General features: G+C 61.9%; 16 protein-coding genes, 1 tRNA gene and 2 pseudogenes. 4 read left to right on the top strand and 15 right to left on the bottom strand.

What is annotated here, in order from left to right:
* Positions 1 to 374: 374 nt before the first annotated feature.
* The 3 genes and pseudogenes from tnpA to tnpC all read left to right on the top strand — a co-directional run.
* On the top strand, positions 375 to 1,271 hold the full coding sequence (gene tnpA / locus L4923_RS29010; protein ID WP_239370578.1) for an IS66-like element accessory protein TnpA: 897 nt from the start codon (positions 375 to 377) through the stop codon (positions 1,269 to 1,271).
* Positions 1,268 to 1,579, top strand: a pseudogene (gene tnpB / locus L4923_RS31255) (IS66 family insertion sequence element accessory protein TnpB); the annotation flags it as partial. The gene tnpA and the pseudogene tnpB, both read left to right, overlap by 4 nt.
* Positions 1,580 to 1,613: 34 nt before the next feature.
* Positions 1,614 to 2,548: pseudogene (gene tnpC, locus L4923_RS29005) on the top strand (IS66 family transposase); the annotation flags it as partial.
* Between the two features lie 107 nt (positions 2,549 to 2,655).
* On the opposite strand, the gene L4923_RS29000 reads toward tnpC, so the two are convergent.
* From L4923_RS29000 to L4923_RS28935, 14 genes are all read right to left on the bottom strand, one after another.
* Positions 2,656 to 3,342, bottom strand: coding sequence for a lytic transglycosylase domain-containing protein (locus L4923_RS29000; RefSeq protein WP_425531029.1), 687 nt, complete (start codon positions 3,340 to 3,342; stop codon positions 2,656 to 2,658).
* 209 nt (positions 3,343 to 3,551) lie between these two features.
* Positions 3,552 to 3,887 (bottom strand): DUF736 domain-containing protein, encoded by a 336-nt coding sequence (locus L4923_RS28995; protein WP_239370575.1) that lies wholly within the window; start codon positions 3,885 to 3,887, stop codon positions 3,552 to 3,554.
* A gap of 34 nt (positions 3,888 to 3,921) precedes the next feature.
* Positions 3,922 to 4,467, bottom strand: a complete 546-nt coding sequence (locus L4923_RS28990) for a S26 family signal peptidase (RefSeq protein WP_239370574.1) — start codon at positions 4,465 to 4,467, stop codon at positions 3,922 to 3,924.
* Complete coding sequence (locus L4923_RS28985; RefSeq protein ID WP_239370573.1) at positions 4,464 to 4,985, bottom strand: DUF2840 domain-containing protein; 522 nt, start codon at positions 4,983 to 4,985, stop codon at positions 4,464 to 4,466. Before L4923_RS28985 ends, L4923_RS28990 begins: the two co-directional genes overlap by 4 nt.
* Before the next feature lie 230 nt (positions 4,986 to 5,215).
* The gene (locus L4923_RS28980; protein WP_239370572.1) at positions 5,216 to 5,497 is read right to left on the bottom strand and encodes a helix-turn-helix transcriptional regulator; all 282 of its coding nucleotides are present in this window, start codon (positions 5,495 to 5,497) and stop codon (positions 5,216 to 5,218) included.
* Positions 5,498 to 5,697: 200 nt separating this feature from the next.
* The gene (locus L4923_RS28975) at positions 5,698 to 6,021 is read right to left on the bottom strand and encodes a DUF736 domain-containing protein (protein WP_239370571.1); all 324 of its coding nucleotides are present in this window, start codon (positions 6,019 to 6,021) and stop codon (positions 5,698 to 5,700) included.
* Positions 6,022 to 6,565: 544 nt separating this feature from the next.
* Positions 6,566 to 8,296: a ParB/RepB/Spo0J family partition protein gene (locus tag L4923_RS28970; RefSeq protein WP_239370570.1), complete on the bottom strand. Its 1,731-nt coding sequence runs from the start codon at positions 8,294 to 8,296 to the stop codon at positions 6,566 to 6,568.
* Between the two features lie 89 nt (positions 8,297 to 8,385).
* A complete protein-coding gene (locus L4923_RS28965; protein WP_239370569.1) occupies positions 8,386 to 8,793 on the bottom strand; it encodes a DUF2958 domain-containing protein in 408 nt (135 codons plus the stop codon).
* 46 nt (positions 8,794 to 8,839) lie between these two features.
* A complete protein-coding gene (locus tag L4923_RS28960) occupies positions 8,840 to 9,802 on the bottom strand; it encodes an ArdC family protein (RefSeq protein WP_239370568.1) in 963 nt (320 codons plus the stop codon).
* Positions 9,803 to 10,212: 410 nt separating this feature from the next.
* On the bottom strand, positions 10,213 to 10,716 hold the full coding sequence (locus L4923_RS28955) for a DUF2285 domain-containing protein (RefSeq protein WP_343304414.1): 504 nt from the start codon (positions 10,714 to 10,716) through the stop codon (positions 10,213 to 10,215).
* On the bottom strand, positions 10,667 to 10,978 hold the full coding sequence (locus tag L4923_RS28950; RefSeq protein WP_239370566.1) for a transcriptional regulator domain-containing protein: 312 nt from the start codon (positions 10,976 to 10,978) through the stop codon (positions 10,667 to 10,669). Before L4923_RS28950 ends, L4923_RS28955 begins: the two co-directional genes overlap by 50 nt.
* A 118-nt stretch (positions 10,979 to 11,096) precedes the next feature.
* The gene (locus L4923_RS28945) at positions 11,097 to 11,408 is read right to left on the bottom strand and encodes a DNA -binding domain-containing protein (protein WP_425531030.1); all 312 of its coding nucleotides are present in this window, start codon (positions 11,406 to 11,408) and stop codon (positions 11,097 to 11,099) included.
* Between the two features lie 72 nt (positions 11,409 to 11,480).
* Positions 11,481 to 12,350 (bottom strand): nucleotidyl transferase AbiEii/AbiGii toxin family protein, encoded by an 870-nt coding sequence (locus tag L4923_RS28940; protein ID WP_239370564.1) that lies wholly within the window; start codon positions 12,348 to 12,350, stop codon positions 11,481 to 11,483.
* Positions 12,343 to 12,960, bottom strand: a complete 618-nt coding sequence (locus L4923_RS28935) for a type IV toxin-antitoxin system AbiEi family antitoxin domain-containing protein (RefSeq protein ID WP_239370563.1) — start codon at positions 12,958 to 12,960, stop codon at positions 12,343 to 12,345. The genes L4923_RS28940 and L4923_RS28935 overlap by 8 nt, the downstream gene beginning before the upstream one ends.
* A 387-nt stretch (positions 12,961 to 13,347) precedes the next feature.
* Between L4923_RS28935 and L4923_RS28930 the strand changes: the two genes are divergently transcribed.
* The gene (locus tag L4923_RS28930) at positions 13,348 to 15,264 is read left to right on the top strand and encodes a recombinase family protein (protein WP_343304420.1); all 1,917 of its coding nucleotides are present in this window, start codon (positions 13,348 to 13,350) and stop codon (positions 15,262 to 15,264) included.
* On the opposite strand, the gene L4923_RS28925 is transcribed toward L4923_RS28930, so the two are convergent.
* Positions 15,221 to 15,297: transfer RNA gene (locus L4923_RS28925), tRNA-Met, on the bottom strand. The genes L4923_RS28930 and L4923_RS28925 overlap by 44 nt on opposite strands.
* Positions 15,298 to 15,479: the final 182 nt, after the last annotated feature.

Genomic DNA, 15,479 nt, shown 5'->3' with positions numbered 1-15,479 from the left:
ACACGCGGCCGCCGGCCTTCTGCGCGGCCGCCAGCGCCTGCGCAATGAAGGGCCGGGCCTGCTGCGCACGTGTCGAACGGATGCGCCCCGGACGGATGCGGAAGTCGCGCTCATCCGCCATGGCGCTGTCCTGCGACGTGCAAAAGGCATCGAGAAATCAAAATGATGGGCTGTCGGCGCACGTTGCGCAAAATCGCTGCACGGTGCGAAGCTTCCAAGAAAACCCAGCAAAAACAACCACCCGACCGAGGCGCACGTTGCGCCCTTTTATCTCGCCATCGCGCGGTCGTGGGTAAGCGTCCGGTCTCTGCACCCAGATTGAGTAGTGCATTCGCGTGCCATGTCGGGCTCCTTCGTAGCATGGAGGATCTCCGGTGAATTTGAGACATTTCGAGAACGAGGCGCGGCAATCCTATTGGGTGGTTCACGTCGAAGCGTGGCAGCGCAGCGGCCTGACGCGGACGGAATATTGCCGCGTGCATCGCCTGACGAAGGAGACGCTCGATCGCTGGCTGAAGTACTTCGCGGGTAACGACGCGGCGCGCAAACACGCGGAATATCAGGCGGAATTGCGCCGTCAAAAGCGCCTGGAAGCGCGAGCGAAGCGGCAGAAACAGCGGGTTCGGCGGCGCTTCGCGGTGAGCACGGATGTGCGCAACCGTGCCGTCCAAGCGTACTGGGCAATGCATGTCGAGGCGATGAATTGGAGCGGCATGGGCATTCGCGAATACGCTGCAGTGCTGCATCTGTCGCCGACGAGCTTGCGCACATGGCGTGACCGACTGGACCAAGGCAAGGTCGAAATCGACTGGCGGGCTCATCTTCATCCCTCCGCCCGTCCGGTCGTTAGCACTAGTGCTAGCGCAATGCCGGCGGAAACGCGCTTGACAGCCCTGCCGAGCGATGATCCTGGCGCGCGCCGACAACCTGCCCGGCGCTTCTTCAGCGACGCGGAAAAGCATGCCATCGTGCTAGAGAGCGACCAGCCTGGCGTCAGCGTCTCGCAGGTCGCGCGCAAGCACGGGATCGTCACGGGCATGCTGTTCCGCTGGCGCGTGCAGTTCGGCGTGGCGCAGAAGAAGCGCGCCAAGCTTGCGCCTGTCGCGCTGACTGACGGCACACCTGCGGCGCTCTTGCTGCGTGATCTCGTGCAACCGCCGGATGGAATGGCGGCGATCGATCTGCCTGACGGCCGGCGCGTCTTCGCACCGGCCGTCAGCGATCCGGACGCCGTTCGTGAGCATCTCGAAAGCGAGGGAACAGGACCATGATGATCGTTCCCGCGGGCGTGAAGGTGCATCTGGCGCTGGGCTACACCGATATGCGCAAAGGTCTCGACGGGCTCGCCATGCTGGTGCAGCAAACGCTGAAGCAGGACCCGTTCTCGGGCCATCTGTTTGCCTTCCGCGGCAAAAAGGCATCGATGCTGAAGATCCTGTTCTGGGATGGAAACGGACTGTGCCTGTTCACAAAACGGCTCGACCAGGGCAGCTTCGTGTGGCCGGTGATGGCGGGCTTCGACGGCTCGATCACACTGACGCCGGCGCAGCTTGCGATGTTGATCGAGGGCATCGACTGGCGCGCTCCCGAGCGTGTTTGGAGGCCTGCCCTTGCGGCACGGCGTCGATCTGGCAGCTCGACGCTCGCCGGATGGGTTGGTGGCGCCTGTTGGTGGCTCGAGGCTCTGCATGCGCGGCTTGCCAAAAGCGTGTTCGCTTCCAACCATCTCTTTGTCGACGACACGCCGGTTCCGGTGCTTGATCCGGGCCGTGGCCGCACCAAAACCGGCAGGCTGTGGGTCTATGCCCGCGAACAGAAACCATGGAGCGGACCGGAACCGCCGGCTGCGGTCTATCTGTTCGCGCCAGACCGCAAGGCCGAACGTCCTGCCTCGCATCTCGAGCACTTCAAGGGCGTGCTGCATGTCGATGGCTATGCCGGGTTTGAGCAACTCGGCGGCAAGGGCGACATCGTTCTCGCCGCCTGTTGGGCGCACATGAGGCGCAAGTTCTATGACGTCGCGGAGGCCACCAAGGCGCCGATCGCGATGGAAGCCTTGCGACGGATCGGCGAACTCTATGCCGTCGAAGCCGACGTTCGTGGTCAATCGCCAGCGCATCGGCTGGCGGCGCGGCGGAACCGATCGAAGGCTGTCGTGGTCGCCTTGCACGCCTGCCTGGAAGCTCAGCTTGTCCAGATCTCCGGTCGCAGCACACTGGCCGAAGCGATCCGCTATGCGCTCTCGCGTTGGGCCGGGCTGACCCGCTTCCTGCACAACGGTCGCATCGAGCTCGACACCAACCACGTCGAACACGCAATCCGCCCCATCGCCCTTGGCCGCAAGAACCACCTGTTCGCCGGCAGCGATGGTGGCGGCGACCGTCGGGCGATCGTCTGTTCTCTTGTCAAAGCCGCCAAACTCAACGGCGTCGAACCCTACGGCTACCTCGCCGACGTGCTTCAGCGAATGGTCGACGGACATCCCGTCAACAGGCTCGATGAATTGCTGCCGTGGAACTGGAAAGCGGCAAACCCTGTCAAGACCTGACGTCATGTGCAGGCCCCGGACGCATACGGTCGTGGTACCTGGCTCCAACACCGGCGTTCTCCATGGCACGCGAGCGTACGAGGGGATGCGAAGTGCCGCAGAATCGATCATGGCCGGTTTCCATCGCCATGGCGGGTGATGAAAAGCCCTTCTGGCTGTACGGTTGGGGGCGTCTGCGATGCTACCGAAATGGGAGAGGCGAACGTGGCCGCAGGGGCGCCGTCCTCGCGTACGACGAAGATCGTCGCCTCACGCCAGTCAGGCGGCGGGAGAGAGAACAATGCGATTTTCGAGGGACGTTTGCCACGCAGCACGGGCGCAAGGGCAGCGACATAGGCTCGTGTTTCTGCGGGTAGCGGACGGCCCTTCGCGCGGTGCTGGTCAAAACGTGCCGGCCCGGCATTGTAGGCCGCTAGCATGGCGGCGATGTCGCCGTAGCGGTCCCACATCTCGCGGAGATATGCCGTGCCGGCCAGTATGTTGTCGCGAGGGTCATAGGGATTGCGGCCGAGACGATGACGAACGCGCAACTCGGCCCAGGTGTCGGGCATGACCTGCATCAACCCCATTGCCCCGGCCGACGAGATGGCGCGCACATCGCCCGCACTCTCGTCGCGTAGCACCGCGAGAATCCAGCGTTCGGGAATGCCGAAGCGCCGCGATGCCTCCCTGACATGCGCTGAATAGGGATCGGCGGTGGCTAGGCGGCCGACCGGCGCGTATTGCGCGAGTGCGATACTCGATCCAGTGCAGACAGAAAGTGCACCGATCGCCACAACGACGGCGCAACGCAACAGCGCCCTATCTCCGCTTTGACGCCAGTCTGCCAGCGAGCTCGCTCCGGTCAAGGGTGCGCGCGAAATGCCGGCCGTGGGCCACCCTTGACCTCCGCTGCGCGGGCTGGCCGTCCTAGGGTCGAGCGGGACAGAGGGATGAGCCGATCTTTCCGCGAACAAAAGGATAAGGGTCTTGAACGCGTTGATGGCGCGGGACCGCATTGACGTCAATCCCGGGCATTGCGCGGCTTCGGACGATTCCAGTGCAGCGCCCAGGCACTGTCATCGCCGTCGGAGCGGAAGAGGTTTGCGCGGATCGGTTGTGTGAGCGTCGGGTCGTCGAGCTGCAACGACAGGTAGTCGCCGGCCTTGTCGCCGGTCTCCTTCCATGCGGCCCCAACTTCAGGACCGTCGGCGTCGCCGCGATGGATGCGAAAGTCCGGCGCTTTTTCGGCGTCGGATTTCTTCGCGGGGATGAGCACCACTTCGGCGTCGATGACGAGGGTGCGGATGCGGCCGGTATAGCCGGTTTTGGTCTTCAGGAATGTGCCGATGTTGGCCATGGAAAACTCCTTCGGTTGCAGGGTGGTGAGCGGATTAGTGTGTCGGCGGACGCCAGATGAAGCGGCCGTCGCCGGCCTCGTCGGTCCACAGTGGGATTGCGCGGCCGATGATCTGCCTGGTGGGAGTCAGGCCGAAGTAGCGGCCGTCGAGGCTGTCGCGGACCTGCCAGTTCATCAGGAAAACGGCGCCGCTCGGGACGCGCTTGCAGCCCTGCCAGACCGGCAGGTCGCGGCCGGCGCGATCGCGTTCGAGCGCAGCTCCCACCTCGATGCCGTCGATCGTGATGACCAGGCCCGTGCGGCACACTGTCTGTCCGGCAATCGCGCGGACTCGCTTCATCAGCGGTACGCCTTCGGGGACGTAGCCGCGCACGGCGAGGAAGGTCGCGAGCAGCCCGGTCGCGTGAAAAGCGACCAGTTCGGGTACTTGCAGACGAACTGCCGGCGCGATCGTGTAGAGGCCGGTCGGCGCGCTAGCCGATGCGTTCCAGATCAGTTTGACTGGCATCGGCGCGAGGCTAGGATAGCTGACACCGGCAGCGGCGACTGCGGTAAAGAAGATGATGCTGGCGCGAGTCACCCTTCAACTCTCCTGCGCAAGAGGGAGGCGCGATGCTGGCCGAGCGTATAGGTGCGGGGTTCCTGGCCGACCGTCATCCGGTTGTGGATTTGCCGCCAATGATCGGGCGAAACCGCATGGGGATCGATGCCAAGACGTTCGATGGCGTCAATCATCTGCAGCACGCGCTCCACCTTGGGCCAGCTCTCGATCTTGAGCAGGATTTCGCCGCCCGGGCGCACGAAGGGCAGTGTCTGATAAGCTTCGCTCCGCGTGACTGCACGCACGATGTCGATGCGAGAGATGATCGTACCGAACTCGCTCGCTGCCCAGCGCACGAGCGCGAAGACAGCGCCAGGGCGAAACGACACGATACGCCTGCGGCGATCGAGAATCTGTTCGTGCGTTTGGTTGCCGAACCTTATCCAGTTCTCTTGCCTTTTCTCGACCCACATCAGTTCAACGTGGGTCAGATTATCGACGGGGAGCGCGGCCAACAGGGGGCCGCGTCGTGCGCCAGAAGCCGCGATGCCGGTCATGTGGGTTCTCCTGATGTTGCGGATAGTCGCGAGCGAGAGGCTCGCGCTGCATGTCGGCGGCACTGATGCCGCGCCAAAACGGCGACGATGTTGATCTGGCCGCGAAGCTTGGGCGCTCCATCGCGTAGCGCCGGAGGACCGTGGTTGGCGCGACGTCGCCAGGGAACGTCCGGAACAGAGCTGCCCGCGCTCCGAAAGAGGTCGCCACACCATGCAAGGAAGCGACCCGATCAGCGTGCGTAGCGACCCGGCTGCGGGCGGTCGGGAAGCGTCTGGCGCTTTGCCGGCAGAACCGAACCACGGGGATCAGACGTGGACGTGACGGCTCCGCGTTGGGTCCAGGCCTGAAGGTCGTCGATAGCATAGACGACACGTCCACCCAGCTTGCGATAGGCTGGGCCCGTGCCGTAAGTCCGGTGCTTTTCCAATGTGCGGGCGGACAGGCTGAGGAATTCGGCAGCTTCCTTGGTGCGCAGGAAGCGTGGCGGGAGAACGGCGAGATCGGGTCGCATGGGAGGGCCTCCGGGGTTGTCGGGCGGTCGCTGGCGTTGAGCAGCGGGCGGTGACCACGGTGGCGTAGAAAGGACTTCGCGGGGGATGGGGAACTTGAGGAGGCCGGAATCCCCACCCCATGGCAGCGCAGGTTGGGAGTGATCGGCTCCTGGACGGGAGGCGCCGCGCCTGCGCGGCGCGGTGCCTTTTGGGCTGCCGGTCAGTCGGCCGGGTTCCAGATGATGGCGTAGGTGTCGTCATCATCGTGGCCGGCGGCGCGGCCGAGATTGGCGTAGAGCTTGCGCGGTCCGAACTCCGGGGCTGCGATCGACAGGCTCACATAGTCCTTGCCGGAAGTCTCGCCGGTCCGGATCCAGGCCGCCCCAACTTCGACGCCCTGCGCCAGCACCCGGAAGTCGGGATGGTTGTCGGCGGTCTTGGCCTGATTGGGCACGATGTCGATGTCGGCGCGCAGGCTGAGTGTCTTGAGCTGGCCCTTGTAGGCGCCGTTGTCCTGCTTGGTGACGTATCCGATCGCGGTCATTTTAAAATCTCCTTCGAGTGTTTCGCGGGGGACCATTCCCCTGCGATGGCGGACCGTGATGGGCGCGTCCGGACAGCCCGAACCCGACAGGGCCGAAGCGGCAGCGGCGGACCCGAGCAGGCGGCTTTTTTGGAGCGAAGCGGCGCGAGGAGCCGCCGCAGGCGGCGGGGAAAAAAGTGGTCGGTCGAGGGTTTCGGGCGGGCCGGATCGCCCATAGGTCGACAAGCCAGCCGCAGGGGAATGATCCTCGGCAGAGCGCCTGGGGATTTGGCTGCACCGCGTTCGGGCAGCGCCCGCGGACCATGTGGCGATGAGGACTTGCGAGACCGTCCGATGCTTTGCCTGGAGCGATTGCGCCCATTCAGGCATGCGCATTTCTCCCCAACGGTCGAAAGCGGGTCTGCCGCAGTTGGCTGATGATGCGAAGGCCTGAACCGGACCGGTCAAAGCTTGTAGTAGCGCGCGACAGCCGAGCAAGCCGATTGCGGCTTGGGAGCGGAGCAAGCGGCGGCCATCCAATCTGCCGCCGCCTGCCCTATGACGATCATTCGGAGACGATCAGCGGCTTGACCTCGGCCCAATGGTCGGCAGTACGGAAACCACCGCGATCGGTGTAGCTCTCGACCGGGAACTTCATCCAGCGCGGCAGCCAGCCATCGGCTTTGCGCCTGCCGTTTTCCCCCGCAATGAAATCGCGGATGATGCTTTTCTGCGTCTTCACCTTCTCCACAACGTTGCCGTCAGCGACCGCCTTGCCGCCGATCTCGGCAAGCATGGCATTGGCGACCTCGCGGTCGCGAATGAGGTCGAAGAAGGCGTCGTCGGCCTGCCAGCAAGCCGCCATATCGACTTTGAGATGAGCGCCGAGAAATTCGACAACGGCACTGCCAGCCGCCAAGGTTTCCGCCATAACGGCGGCCAGAACCCGGACGACATCCTCGTCCGACAGCGCCAGCAGCTGAGCGAAAACGGTGGCCAGAGTGACGTCATCACCGTGGCCACCGGCGACGGTGGTGTCGTCGTCGGATCGAGCGAGCAATGCCAAAGCCGCGCGCAGCTTCCCGGTGAAAGCCGCTTCCGCGGTGCTCGCGGCGATGCTTTCCGCGATGGCTTGGTTGGCGGCGCGCTGCGGTTCGAGACGCACCTGCCACAGGGTTGAGCCGGCAATTGCGTGGGCCACCATCAGCCGCAAGGCCACGCCCGGATGATCCGGCATGACGGCGCGTACCGCCGCGTGCCGGTGCAGGTCGACATAGTTCTGCATCGGCCCCGTGAGTTCCGAACGGGATGCTTTGGCGGGCGTTTCATCTTGCTCGCCGCCATCATCGCTAGCGCGGGCACGCCGCGCTTCCTTGCGCGTCAGCCAGCCCTCATGAAACTCGACTTCGCCGCGCTGCGAGACTGTGATGACGACCTTGCCGCCCTTCTTCTTCGGCGTCTTTTCGTGTTCCCAATTGTAGAAATACGCGCCGGTTTCCAGCACCACCACTTCGCGCCAACCGGCTTCCAGATAGGCCGCGCGTCTCGCCGCAATGGCCTCGTTCTGCTTTTGCCAGAACAGATCGGCATCAGCGAAATAGCTGTCCTCGCCGAACAGATCGGAAACGATCTGGCCGCCATAATCCTCGATGGCGAACAGCGCCACCTTGGTGGATATCGACTGGCCGCCCAACAGCCATTGCTTCAAGTGACGTCCATGCGGAGCGTATTGTTCGGGGTCGGCAAACAGCGCCAGCCATTCCTTCTGCTTGGCGTTGGACGCCATCGTCAGATGGCGCACTGTGTCGGCATCGATCTCATCTTTGCGATAAGCCTCGCGGATTTTGGGTAACAGACGTCCCAACGCCAGCACGCGCTTTACCTGTAGTTCGGTGATGCCGAAGGTGGCAGCGATGTCGGCGGTGGCGCGTCCTTCCTTGACCAGACGCGTGAAGGTTTCCCATTGCGAGACCTCGTCCGGATCGAGACGGGCGATGTTCTCGATCAGCGAAGCCTCCAAGGCATCGGCGTCATCGCCCTCCTCCATGATGGCGCATGGTAAGGTCTTGGCCTCGCCGCGCTCATCCGCAACCACCCTTGCCGCGAAATAGCGCCGCCGTCCGGCGACGATTTCGAAGGTCTCCGGCGAGCCGTTCGGCCGCACCAGAAGCGGCACCAGCACGCCGCGCGCCCTGACTGACGGAAGGATATCGGAGACATCCGGAGGGCGTTTCGAATGCCGCATGTTTGCGGGCGAAATGCTCAATTTGTCGATTTCAACATGGGCGAGTTGCATGGTCGTTCTCCTTTGGCTCTGGTTGAGGTTGCTTCCCACCGCGAGGCCGCAGGCCGAGCGGCGGGCCTGTTTGCGCCGAGCGGCGCGCGTCATCCGCCCGCGTCGGGCGGAAGCTCGGAATGGGCAAGGGCAAGTGCTGCAGCCGCGTGCCGCAAAAGCTGTTCGGTCTCGGTGATGTGGCCAGCGACGCGCGCGGCCTCGACATAGACCGAGAGCGGAAAGCGCGGCGCAAAATAGAGATCGCGCTCGATGCCGAGGCCAAGCGGCCCCTTGACCGCTTGCAGTTCGGCAAGGCTGACGCTGCCGAGTTCAGGAAAGCCGAAGCCCAGATCGCAGAGCCCGAACAGCGTGTCGCCGTACGCGTCGAGTTCGGTCAGAAGCCACGTCGCGGCCCCGACCGGGTTGAACAGTTTCACCACCGGGACATGGTCGGTTTCGGTCTCGACGGCGCCGTTGGCGAGCAGCCGCGCGCGCAATTCATCCGTGATCAGGATCATGGGAGCGTTCCTCGTTTTAAGTGATCTGGTTGAGGCGGTCGCGCGCTTAGGCAGCGATGCCCTTTTGCGGCTGGCGTTCCGCGCCAGTGTCGAAAGCGAGCAGGAAATCAGCAGCTTTGGAGGCGAGGCTGGCGGCACGGAAAATCGCGCGATTATCCTCGCGCAGCACCGCCAGCCACGAGCCGACATAGTCGGCATGTCGCACGGTCGGCTCGATGCCGAGCGTCGAGCAGACGAATGCGGCCGCCATCTCGGCGGTCAGTTCTTCTCGCGCGTAAGCCTTCGATCCGAACGAAACGGACAGGTCGCGGGCCAGACGTGTCTGGTGCCCGGTCCAATGGCCGAGTTCGTGAAAGCAGGTGCGGTAATAATTGATCTGCTCGAAGAACGCCGGTTGCGGCGGCAACTGGATGAAATCGGCACCGGGCATGTAGAAAGCGCGATCGCCGCCAATTCGAATGTCAGCGCCCGATGCTGCAATCAAAGCCTCGGCATGCGGGACCGTCTCGCGCTCAGGCAGCGGTCCGGGTTGTTCGTAGATGTGTTCCGGCAGGCCCTCGCACTGCGCGACATTGAAGACGGTAAACCGCTTCAAATAGGGGATGGCCTGCGGCTCGATGTCTTCGGCGTTGGCGCGCTCCTTCTCATCCTTCGGAATGAAGCGACCTGCATGCACGATGGTCGTGCCATGCTCGCCCCTCCTGACGGAGCCCCCGAGGGCCAGCGCCTGCTGGAAGGTCAACCAGCGCTGGCTGGGGTAAGAGCGCTCGATGACCGCCCCCCACAGGATCAGGATATTGATGCCGGAATAGCCGCGCCCGGTGGCGGCGTTCTTCGGCAGGCCGATGGCCGCCTTCGCCCTGCCCCAAGGCTTCACCCAAGGCACACAGCCGTGCTCCAGATCGGCGATGATGCGATCCGTGATTTCGGAATAAAGGCTGGGCCTCGGCTGCTGGCCACTTTTTACAACACCCTCGCCATGGGCTGGACGCTTGCCGGTCTTGCGCATGATGAAATCTCCGCTCGCAATCTCGCTGCGCCCTCCCCGGAAAGCGGGGTGGGCGGCGAAAACGACCGGAAAGGCCCGCCGTCAGAGGCGGCCGGCATCCGAAGGACCGCAACGAAGTGGAGGACCTGGAGCAGGAAGCGGAGGGTTGCGGGCTGCCGCGGCGGGCCTAGAAGGGAGAGCCGCCCACACCGCGCCGCCGGGAAGGTCTGGAAAACAACTTCGCCGCACACCAAGGGCGGCGTCCGTCACGCCCGAAGGGCCTGGGCTCAGGAGGCAAAGCCGCATGGCGGACAATGCCCGAGGTACTCGGTTCACGAGTACCCGCGCCTCGCCCCATTGTGATCTCCGACGTTTCACGAGGGATGGCGAACAGAAAGCAGAGTCCCATTTGCGGAGCGCATGTCCGACGTTTAAGACCGGCGACGATGACGAAGGAGTTGAAGGTAACCGCCACCGATTATGGCGACTGCGCCTTCGACAAGCCCGATCACCGTGTCGCGAAGCGGGGAGGTCTTCCAGGGTTCGGACGCGACGCGGAACTCCCCGTAGATAGCCTTCGCGATCTCGCGATAGCTCGCGCCGTTGTCGCGCCCGTCGGCGGCTCGCATCATAAGACGCAGCCGACGGCGGCGCTGAGTTGTTATCCGCGTGTCTGGCGGCACCGTTTGCTCCTGCCATGCGCGCCAGAACCGACTGAGTGCTTCAATCCGTCCAAGCGTTTCGGTGTCAAGTGGGATCAACGCGGCAACAGAGCTGCCGGGCCTGAGGCCCGGGCGCAGAACGATTTGTATGGTTGGGGCACTGTTATGAACGGCATAGTGTCCCTCAGGACTATCGCGGTACGTGGCAAAATCGGGAGAAGATCTAGACTGCCTGGAAAACAGGAAATCGGGGATCTCTGTCAGCGTAAGCACGGCCGGGTTGACGGCCGGCGACCAGAACACGTTCTGGGCTAATGCAGATAAATCTGGGCGGGCCGGGAAATCGCAACCCCCAACGCTGCTGTGCTGCGGGGGCCAGCGCTGTCGTTTCCGCACCGGCGGCTACCAGCAGCCGATATTGTCGCTGATAGTCAGCGGAGCGACGAAGGCATTCCCAGGCAAGACCTTCGGTCGAAAGAGCATCAAAAAAATCATAACTGCTGTGATCTCGCCATTGGGACGTATCCGGCTTCATAAATCACTTCCTCGCAGACAATACGCAAGTCGGATCAGAAACAATTACCGGCCGCAGCAAGTGGCGGAAGTCCTTCAGAGAACATCGGGCGATGCTCGTTCTGCATCACCTAGGTTTGCTACCGGCATCCATCGCCGGATCGACGCAAAAGAAGAAGATAGCCTGTTTGTGTCATCCAGCGGGCACGGGCCAGATGACTTTTGTAGACTTTTCTCGCACGTTGCGGTTCACGCGCTGGATCAATCCCAAAAAGGACCCGAGACGCCTCTTGCCAGTCCGCGCCCTCAGTCTCGGCATCGAGCAGACGCAAATAGAGCTTAATGTGCGTTCGATCGTACTCTGTAATTTTCTCACCGGTTGGAGCGGTATCGTCGTACGGCTCGATCATCGCATCCGAGATCCTTCGCAACATCTCAAGCCCGCATTTTATCGAAGGAACCCTACGCTGGGAGGAATGTCCTCAAGCATCAAGCGATGCAGTATTCACATCGGGCTGAACGTCTCATTCGCTCAATCTCGCTGCTGCCGCGGCCTGAGGCATGAGAAATGCCGCTATGTCACCAATGACGTTCCAAAGATCACCCGGATCGTGAGCGACGTCTCCGACAAAGGCTCGCCATTGTCGTTGCTTTTGCGCATCCTCGGCAAAGGCCGGAGTCAGCGCATCCGGCAGATCTTGAGGTATCGCCGTTCCCCGGCGCCCGAACGTGGCAGCGATCGCTCGTGGCAACCTGTCGTCGTCGAAGGTAAACGACCGGCTGAGTATCCAGATATCGTAAAAGTCCTTCATCCGACTGTTGGCACGCCCCAGCGCAACCATCGCTTGAAACTTCTCGGCAATGACAGTTTCCCGCGCATACCCCCGCAGCCGGGGCATGGGAAAGTCCAGCATAGACGGATAGTCCAACGCCTCAGCGCCCGGCTCCAGTGCATCGCCAAAACCGATGTCAATCGTCACGCTGATCTGCGCACCGCTGATTGAAGCCGTCGTCCGTAGCCTGAGCCCGCCATATTGCAGTTCCTCGCGAATACGGTCGACACGGAGGGCATCAGCGTCGAACTCGACTCCATCGCCGGCGTCCTGCGCCAGGATCTCCCGAAATGTCACCAGCATCGGCTCGGCGCTTGGATCGCCAAGGCCCAGCAAGTCGAGGTCGCGCGTGCCACGGTGCGGATCATCGAACCAGCTCATCATCAGCATAGCGCCCTTCAGCACGAAACGGTCCGCATGCTGTGATTGGCTGATCCGGAAGAGGAGGCGCTCAAGCGCGAAACGGGTCAGAACCAGGTCGAAGCTCTGACCGCTTGCCTTGGCGAGTTGCAGAAGGCGAGCGCGCACCGAAGCGCCGATGTTTTTGATCTCCCTAGCCATTGGCAGTCAGCGCCTCAAGATACGGCCGGATCACTGTGGAGACACCGCCGCGCTCAGCCTGTCTGACGATCTCGCTGGCCGTGGCCTTGCGCTGGCGGAGCGCTTCCTGGAGACCCTCGATCGCCACCGACAGGCCGATCTTGTTGCGATATCGGAAACAGTCCGCGATCGTTTTGACTACGCCAAAAATCTTCACCGATACACCCTCGACGACATGAATTTCGAGACTCTCAGCGAGCAGGCTTTCGGTGAATCGCACGATACGAATTGGCGGGTTGTCAGGTTTTGGAGCCCAATCCTTCCGACCTATCGCCAGCCACACCTGCTTTGGAAGTTGATCGGTCAGGCCATGGAATGCGAGGGCCGACACAAGGCAGACGACGCCCTTGGGTACACGCTTGGCAGCCTCGGCCAGGCTGTGATTGGCGTCGAGCGGCGCGCTGGAAAGCTGGTAGAGCCCTCGGGCAAGTCGGAGCACCTCACCATCCCGCTCCATGCGGCTCACTGTGGCGGCAGTCACTCCGGCATCGCGCAGTTCCACTAGGCGCGCGATTCCGCGCGCGCTCAGAAGAGCGTGAGCAATTTGGCGCTGAGAGGAGGGTTCGGACATTGATACGAAAGCTCGGAGTTAAAGTTCTATAGTCCTTGGTTTTGTATCACCTACAGAAGATCAAGGGAACCCAAGCACGGCGAGCGTCAAGCTCCACCCAGGTGGACATTATGCTCGCTCACCGAATCTCTAACCGCCGTCATCTTGCTCGGGAAGGCGCATCGAGATTGAATATTCCTTGCATACCGCTGTGCTAGCCATAACTATCCATATACCGTTATCGTCGCCATGGCTGGACGCGCGCTTCAGAGTTCCCATGATCCGGTATTCGAACAGCTTCCATAGGTTATTTGGCTATGCCGGCACGCGCCAGGCCGCGCTGGCTCGCGAAGTCACACGCGGCCCCGCTTCTTTCGGCGCCAACAGTCTTCCGGTGATTCCACTTGTTTGTTTGGACTTGTCTATGAATCCTTGGACCGATGGCACACCAACCACGCAGATTGGAGGTTATTTCGCAAATCGAGCGCGAACAGCTGCTCGAAGCGACGCTCTTCGAGGTGCCGGCACTCGCATTCACGCCGCGCGGAGACCCGGACCCACGCCTTGTTCGGCTGGCCCGGCTGCTCGGCAGACAACTCGCTCGGCAAAATTTCGAGGCACAAAAAACGAAGCGGGGCCCGAACGACTCCTGAGGACGGGAGAAGTGTTTTGAAAGTCGCAATCTACGCTCGCTACTCTTCCGATAGTCAGCGTGACGCCTCGATTGCCGATCAGCTGCGCATGTGCCGCCTGTACGCCGAAAGAGAAAGGTGGCAAGTCGTCGAGGAGTACACGGACCACGCAATTTCGGGCGCCTCCTTGCTGCGCCCTGGAATTCAAGCCCTAATTTCTGATGGAACGCGGGGACGCTTCAATCTGATCCTGGCCGAAGCAATGGACCGTCTGTCGCGCGACCAGGAAGACATTGCCGGCGTGTTCAAGCGCATGTCCTATTCGGATGTGAAGATCTTCACATTATCGGAAGGGGAAGTCACCCATTTGCATGTTGGCCTCAAGGGTACGATGAATGCGCTCTTCCTGAAAGATCTGGCTGACAAGACGCGGCGCGGACAGCGTGGTCGCATTGAAGCGGGCAAGTCGGGAGGCGGGAACTCTTACGGCTATGATGTTGTCAAGAAATATGACAGCCAAGGCGAACTGGTTCGAGGCGACCGCGCCATCAACGAGAAAGAGGCCAATGTAGTCCGACGAATTTTCCGCGACTATTCCATCGGTAAGTCAGCTAAGGCAATCGCCACGGCGCTGAACAAGGATGGCATCCCCTCTCCTTCGGGCGGCGTGTGGGGCTTTAGCACCATCAGCGGTAATCCCAAGCGTGCGAACGGCATTCTCAACAACGAGATGTATATCGGCAAGCTCGTCTGGAACCGCCAACGCTTCGTCAAGGACCCGGACACTGGCAAACGCCAAGCTAGACCGAACCCGGAATCTGAATGGGTCACACAGGAAACGCCCGAATTACGCATCGTGGATGATGAACTCTGGAGGGCGGTGAAGGCGCGCCAAGCCAAGAATGCTATCGGCCGCGACGATATGGGCAATAGAAATTTCGCTACGGCCACTTATCGCCGCCGCCCCAAACACCTGTTTTCCGGGCTGCTGAAGTGTGCCTGCTGTGGCGGGGGCTACTCGGCGATTTCGGCTACGCATTTGGGCTGCTCGACCGCGCGCAACAAAGGCACTTGTTCCAATCGGGTGAACATTCGGCGCGACGAGCTCGAATCGCGCGTGCTCAACGCGCTTCGAAACCGCATGCTTGATCCAAATCTCTTCGCGGAATTCTGTGACGCTTATACCCAAGAGACAAACCGCCTCCGAATAGAGAGCCGGGCGAATATTGAAGCAGCCGAGAGCGAGTTGGAAAGGATCGCGCGCGAGGTTCAAAAATTGATGGACCTCTATCTCAAGGATGCCTTGTCCGTGGAAGACGTGAAGGAGCGTGGGGATAAGCTTCGGGCTCGTAAGACGGAGCTTACATCCTTCCTGGAGACGGTGGACGAGCCGCCTCCGCTTCTTCACCCGGCGATGGCCCAGCAGTATCGCATGCGGGTGCTGAACCTCTATGAGGCACTGCAGCACGATTCCGAGGAAAAGCGGATGGAAGCTGCAGAGATCATCCGCTCACTGGTTGAGGACATCAATCTGAAGCCAGAGAACAGGAAGATCGCGATCGAGGTTCGGGGCGATCTTGCTGGAATCCTTATGCTTTCGGTCCAAACGAAAAACCCCGCCGGAAAGGCGGGGTCATCGCAAGTAAAATTGGTTGCGGGAGTAGGATTTGAACCTACGACCTTCAGGTTATGAGCCTGACGAGCTACCGGGCTGCTCCATCCCGCGTCAACCATATAAAGATAAGCTTTCGCTTACCGAAATTCCACCTCGCCAAATGAAAAGGCCGCTTTCGCGGCCCCGAAGTCCCGTTTGGCGGGGCTTTGTCATCCTAAAGAGAATGTTACGTGCGTTTAGCAGACCTGGCAGCGACCTACTCTCCCGCGTCTTGAGACGAAGTACCATTGGCG

The sequence above is a fragment of the Terribium retamae genome, assembly GCF_022347545.1.
Lineage (GTDB): Bacteria > Pseudomonadota > Alphaproteobacteria > Rhizobiales > Rhizobiaceae > Mesorhizobium > Mesorhizobium retamae.
The sequence above is the reverse complement of the archived record's forward strand: the minus strand, read 5'-3'. Positions and strand labels throughout refer to the sequence as shown.

What these genes read in the sequence shown, in the direction of transcription:
- L4923_RS28995 (WP_239370575.1), bottom strand. Translation starts at nt 3,887, where the DNA reads ATGGCCAACATCGGCACATTCCTGAAGACCAAAACCGGCTATACCGGC.
- L4923_RS28985 (WP_239370573.1), bottom strand. Translation starts at nt 4,985, where the DNA reads ATGACCGGCATCGCGGCTTCTGGCGCACGACGCGGCCCCCTGTTGGCC.
- L4923_RS28980 (WP_239370572.1), bottom strand. Translation starts at nt 5,497, where the DNA reads ATGCGACCCGATCTCGCCGTTCTCCCGCCACGCTTCCTGCGCACCAAG.
- L4923_RS28975 (WP_239370571.1), bottom strand. Translation starts at nt 6,021, where the DNA reads ATGACCGCGATCGGATACGTCACCAAGCAGGACAACGGCGCCTACAAG.
- L4923_RS28970 (WP_239370570.1), bottom strand. Translation starts at nt 8,296, where the DNA reads ATGCAACTCGCCCATGTTGAAATCGACAAATTGAGCATTTCGCCCGCA.
- L4923_RS28965 (WP_239370569.1), bottom strand. Translation starts at nt 8,793, where the DNA reads ATGATCCTGATCACGGATGAATTGCGCGCGCGGCTGCTCGCCAACGGC.
- L4923_RS28960 (WP_239370568.1), bottom strand. Translation starts at nt 9,802, where the DNA reads ATGCGCAAGACCGGCAAGCGTCCAGCCCATGGCGAGGGTGTTGTAAAA.
- L4923_RS28950 (WP_239370566.1), bottom strand. Translation starts at nt 10,978, where the DNA reads ATGAAGCCGGATACGTCCCAATGGCGAGATCACAGCAGTTATGATTTT.
- L4923_RS28940 (WP_239370564.1), bottom strand. Translation starts at nt 12,350, where the DNA reads ATGGCTAGGGAGATCAAAAACATCGGCGCTTCGGTGCGCGCTCGCCTT.
- L4923_RS28935 (WP_239370563.1), bottom strand. Translation starts at nt 12,960, where the DNA reads ATGTCCGAACCCTCCTCTCAGCGCCAAATTGCTCACGCTCTTCTGAGC.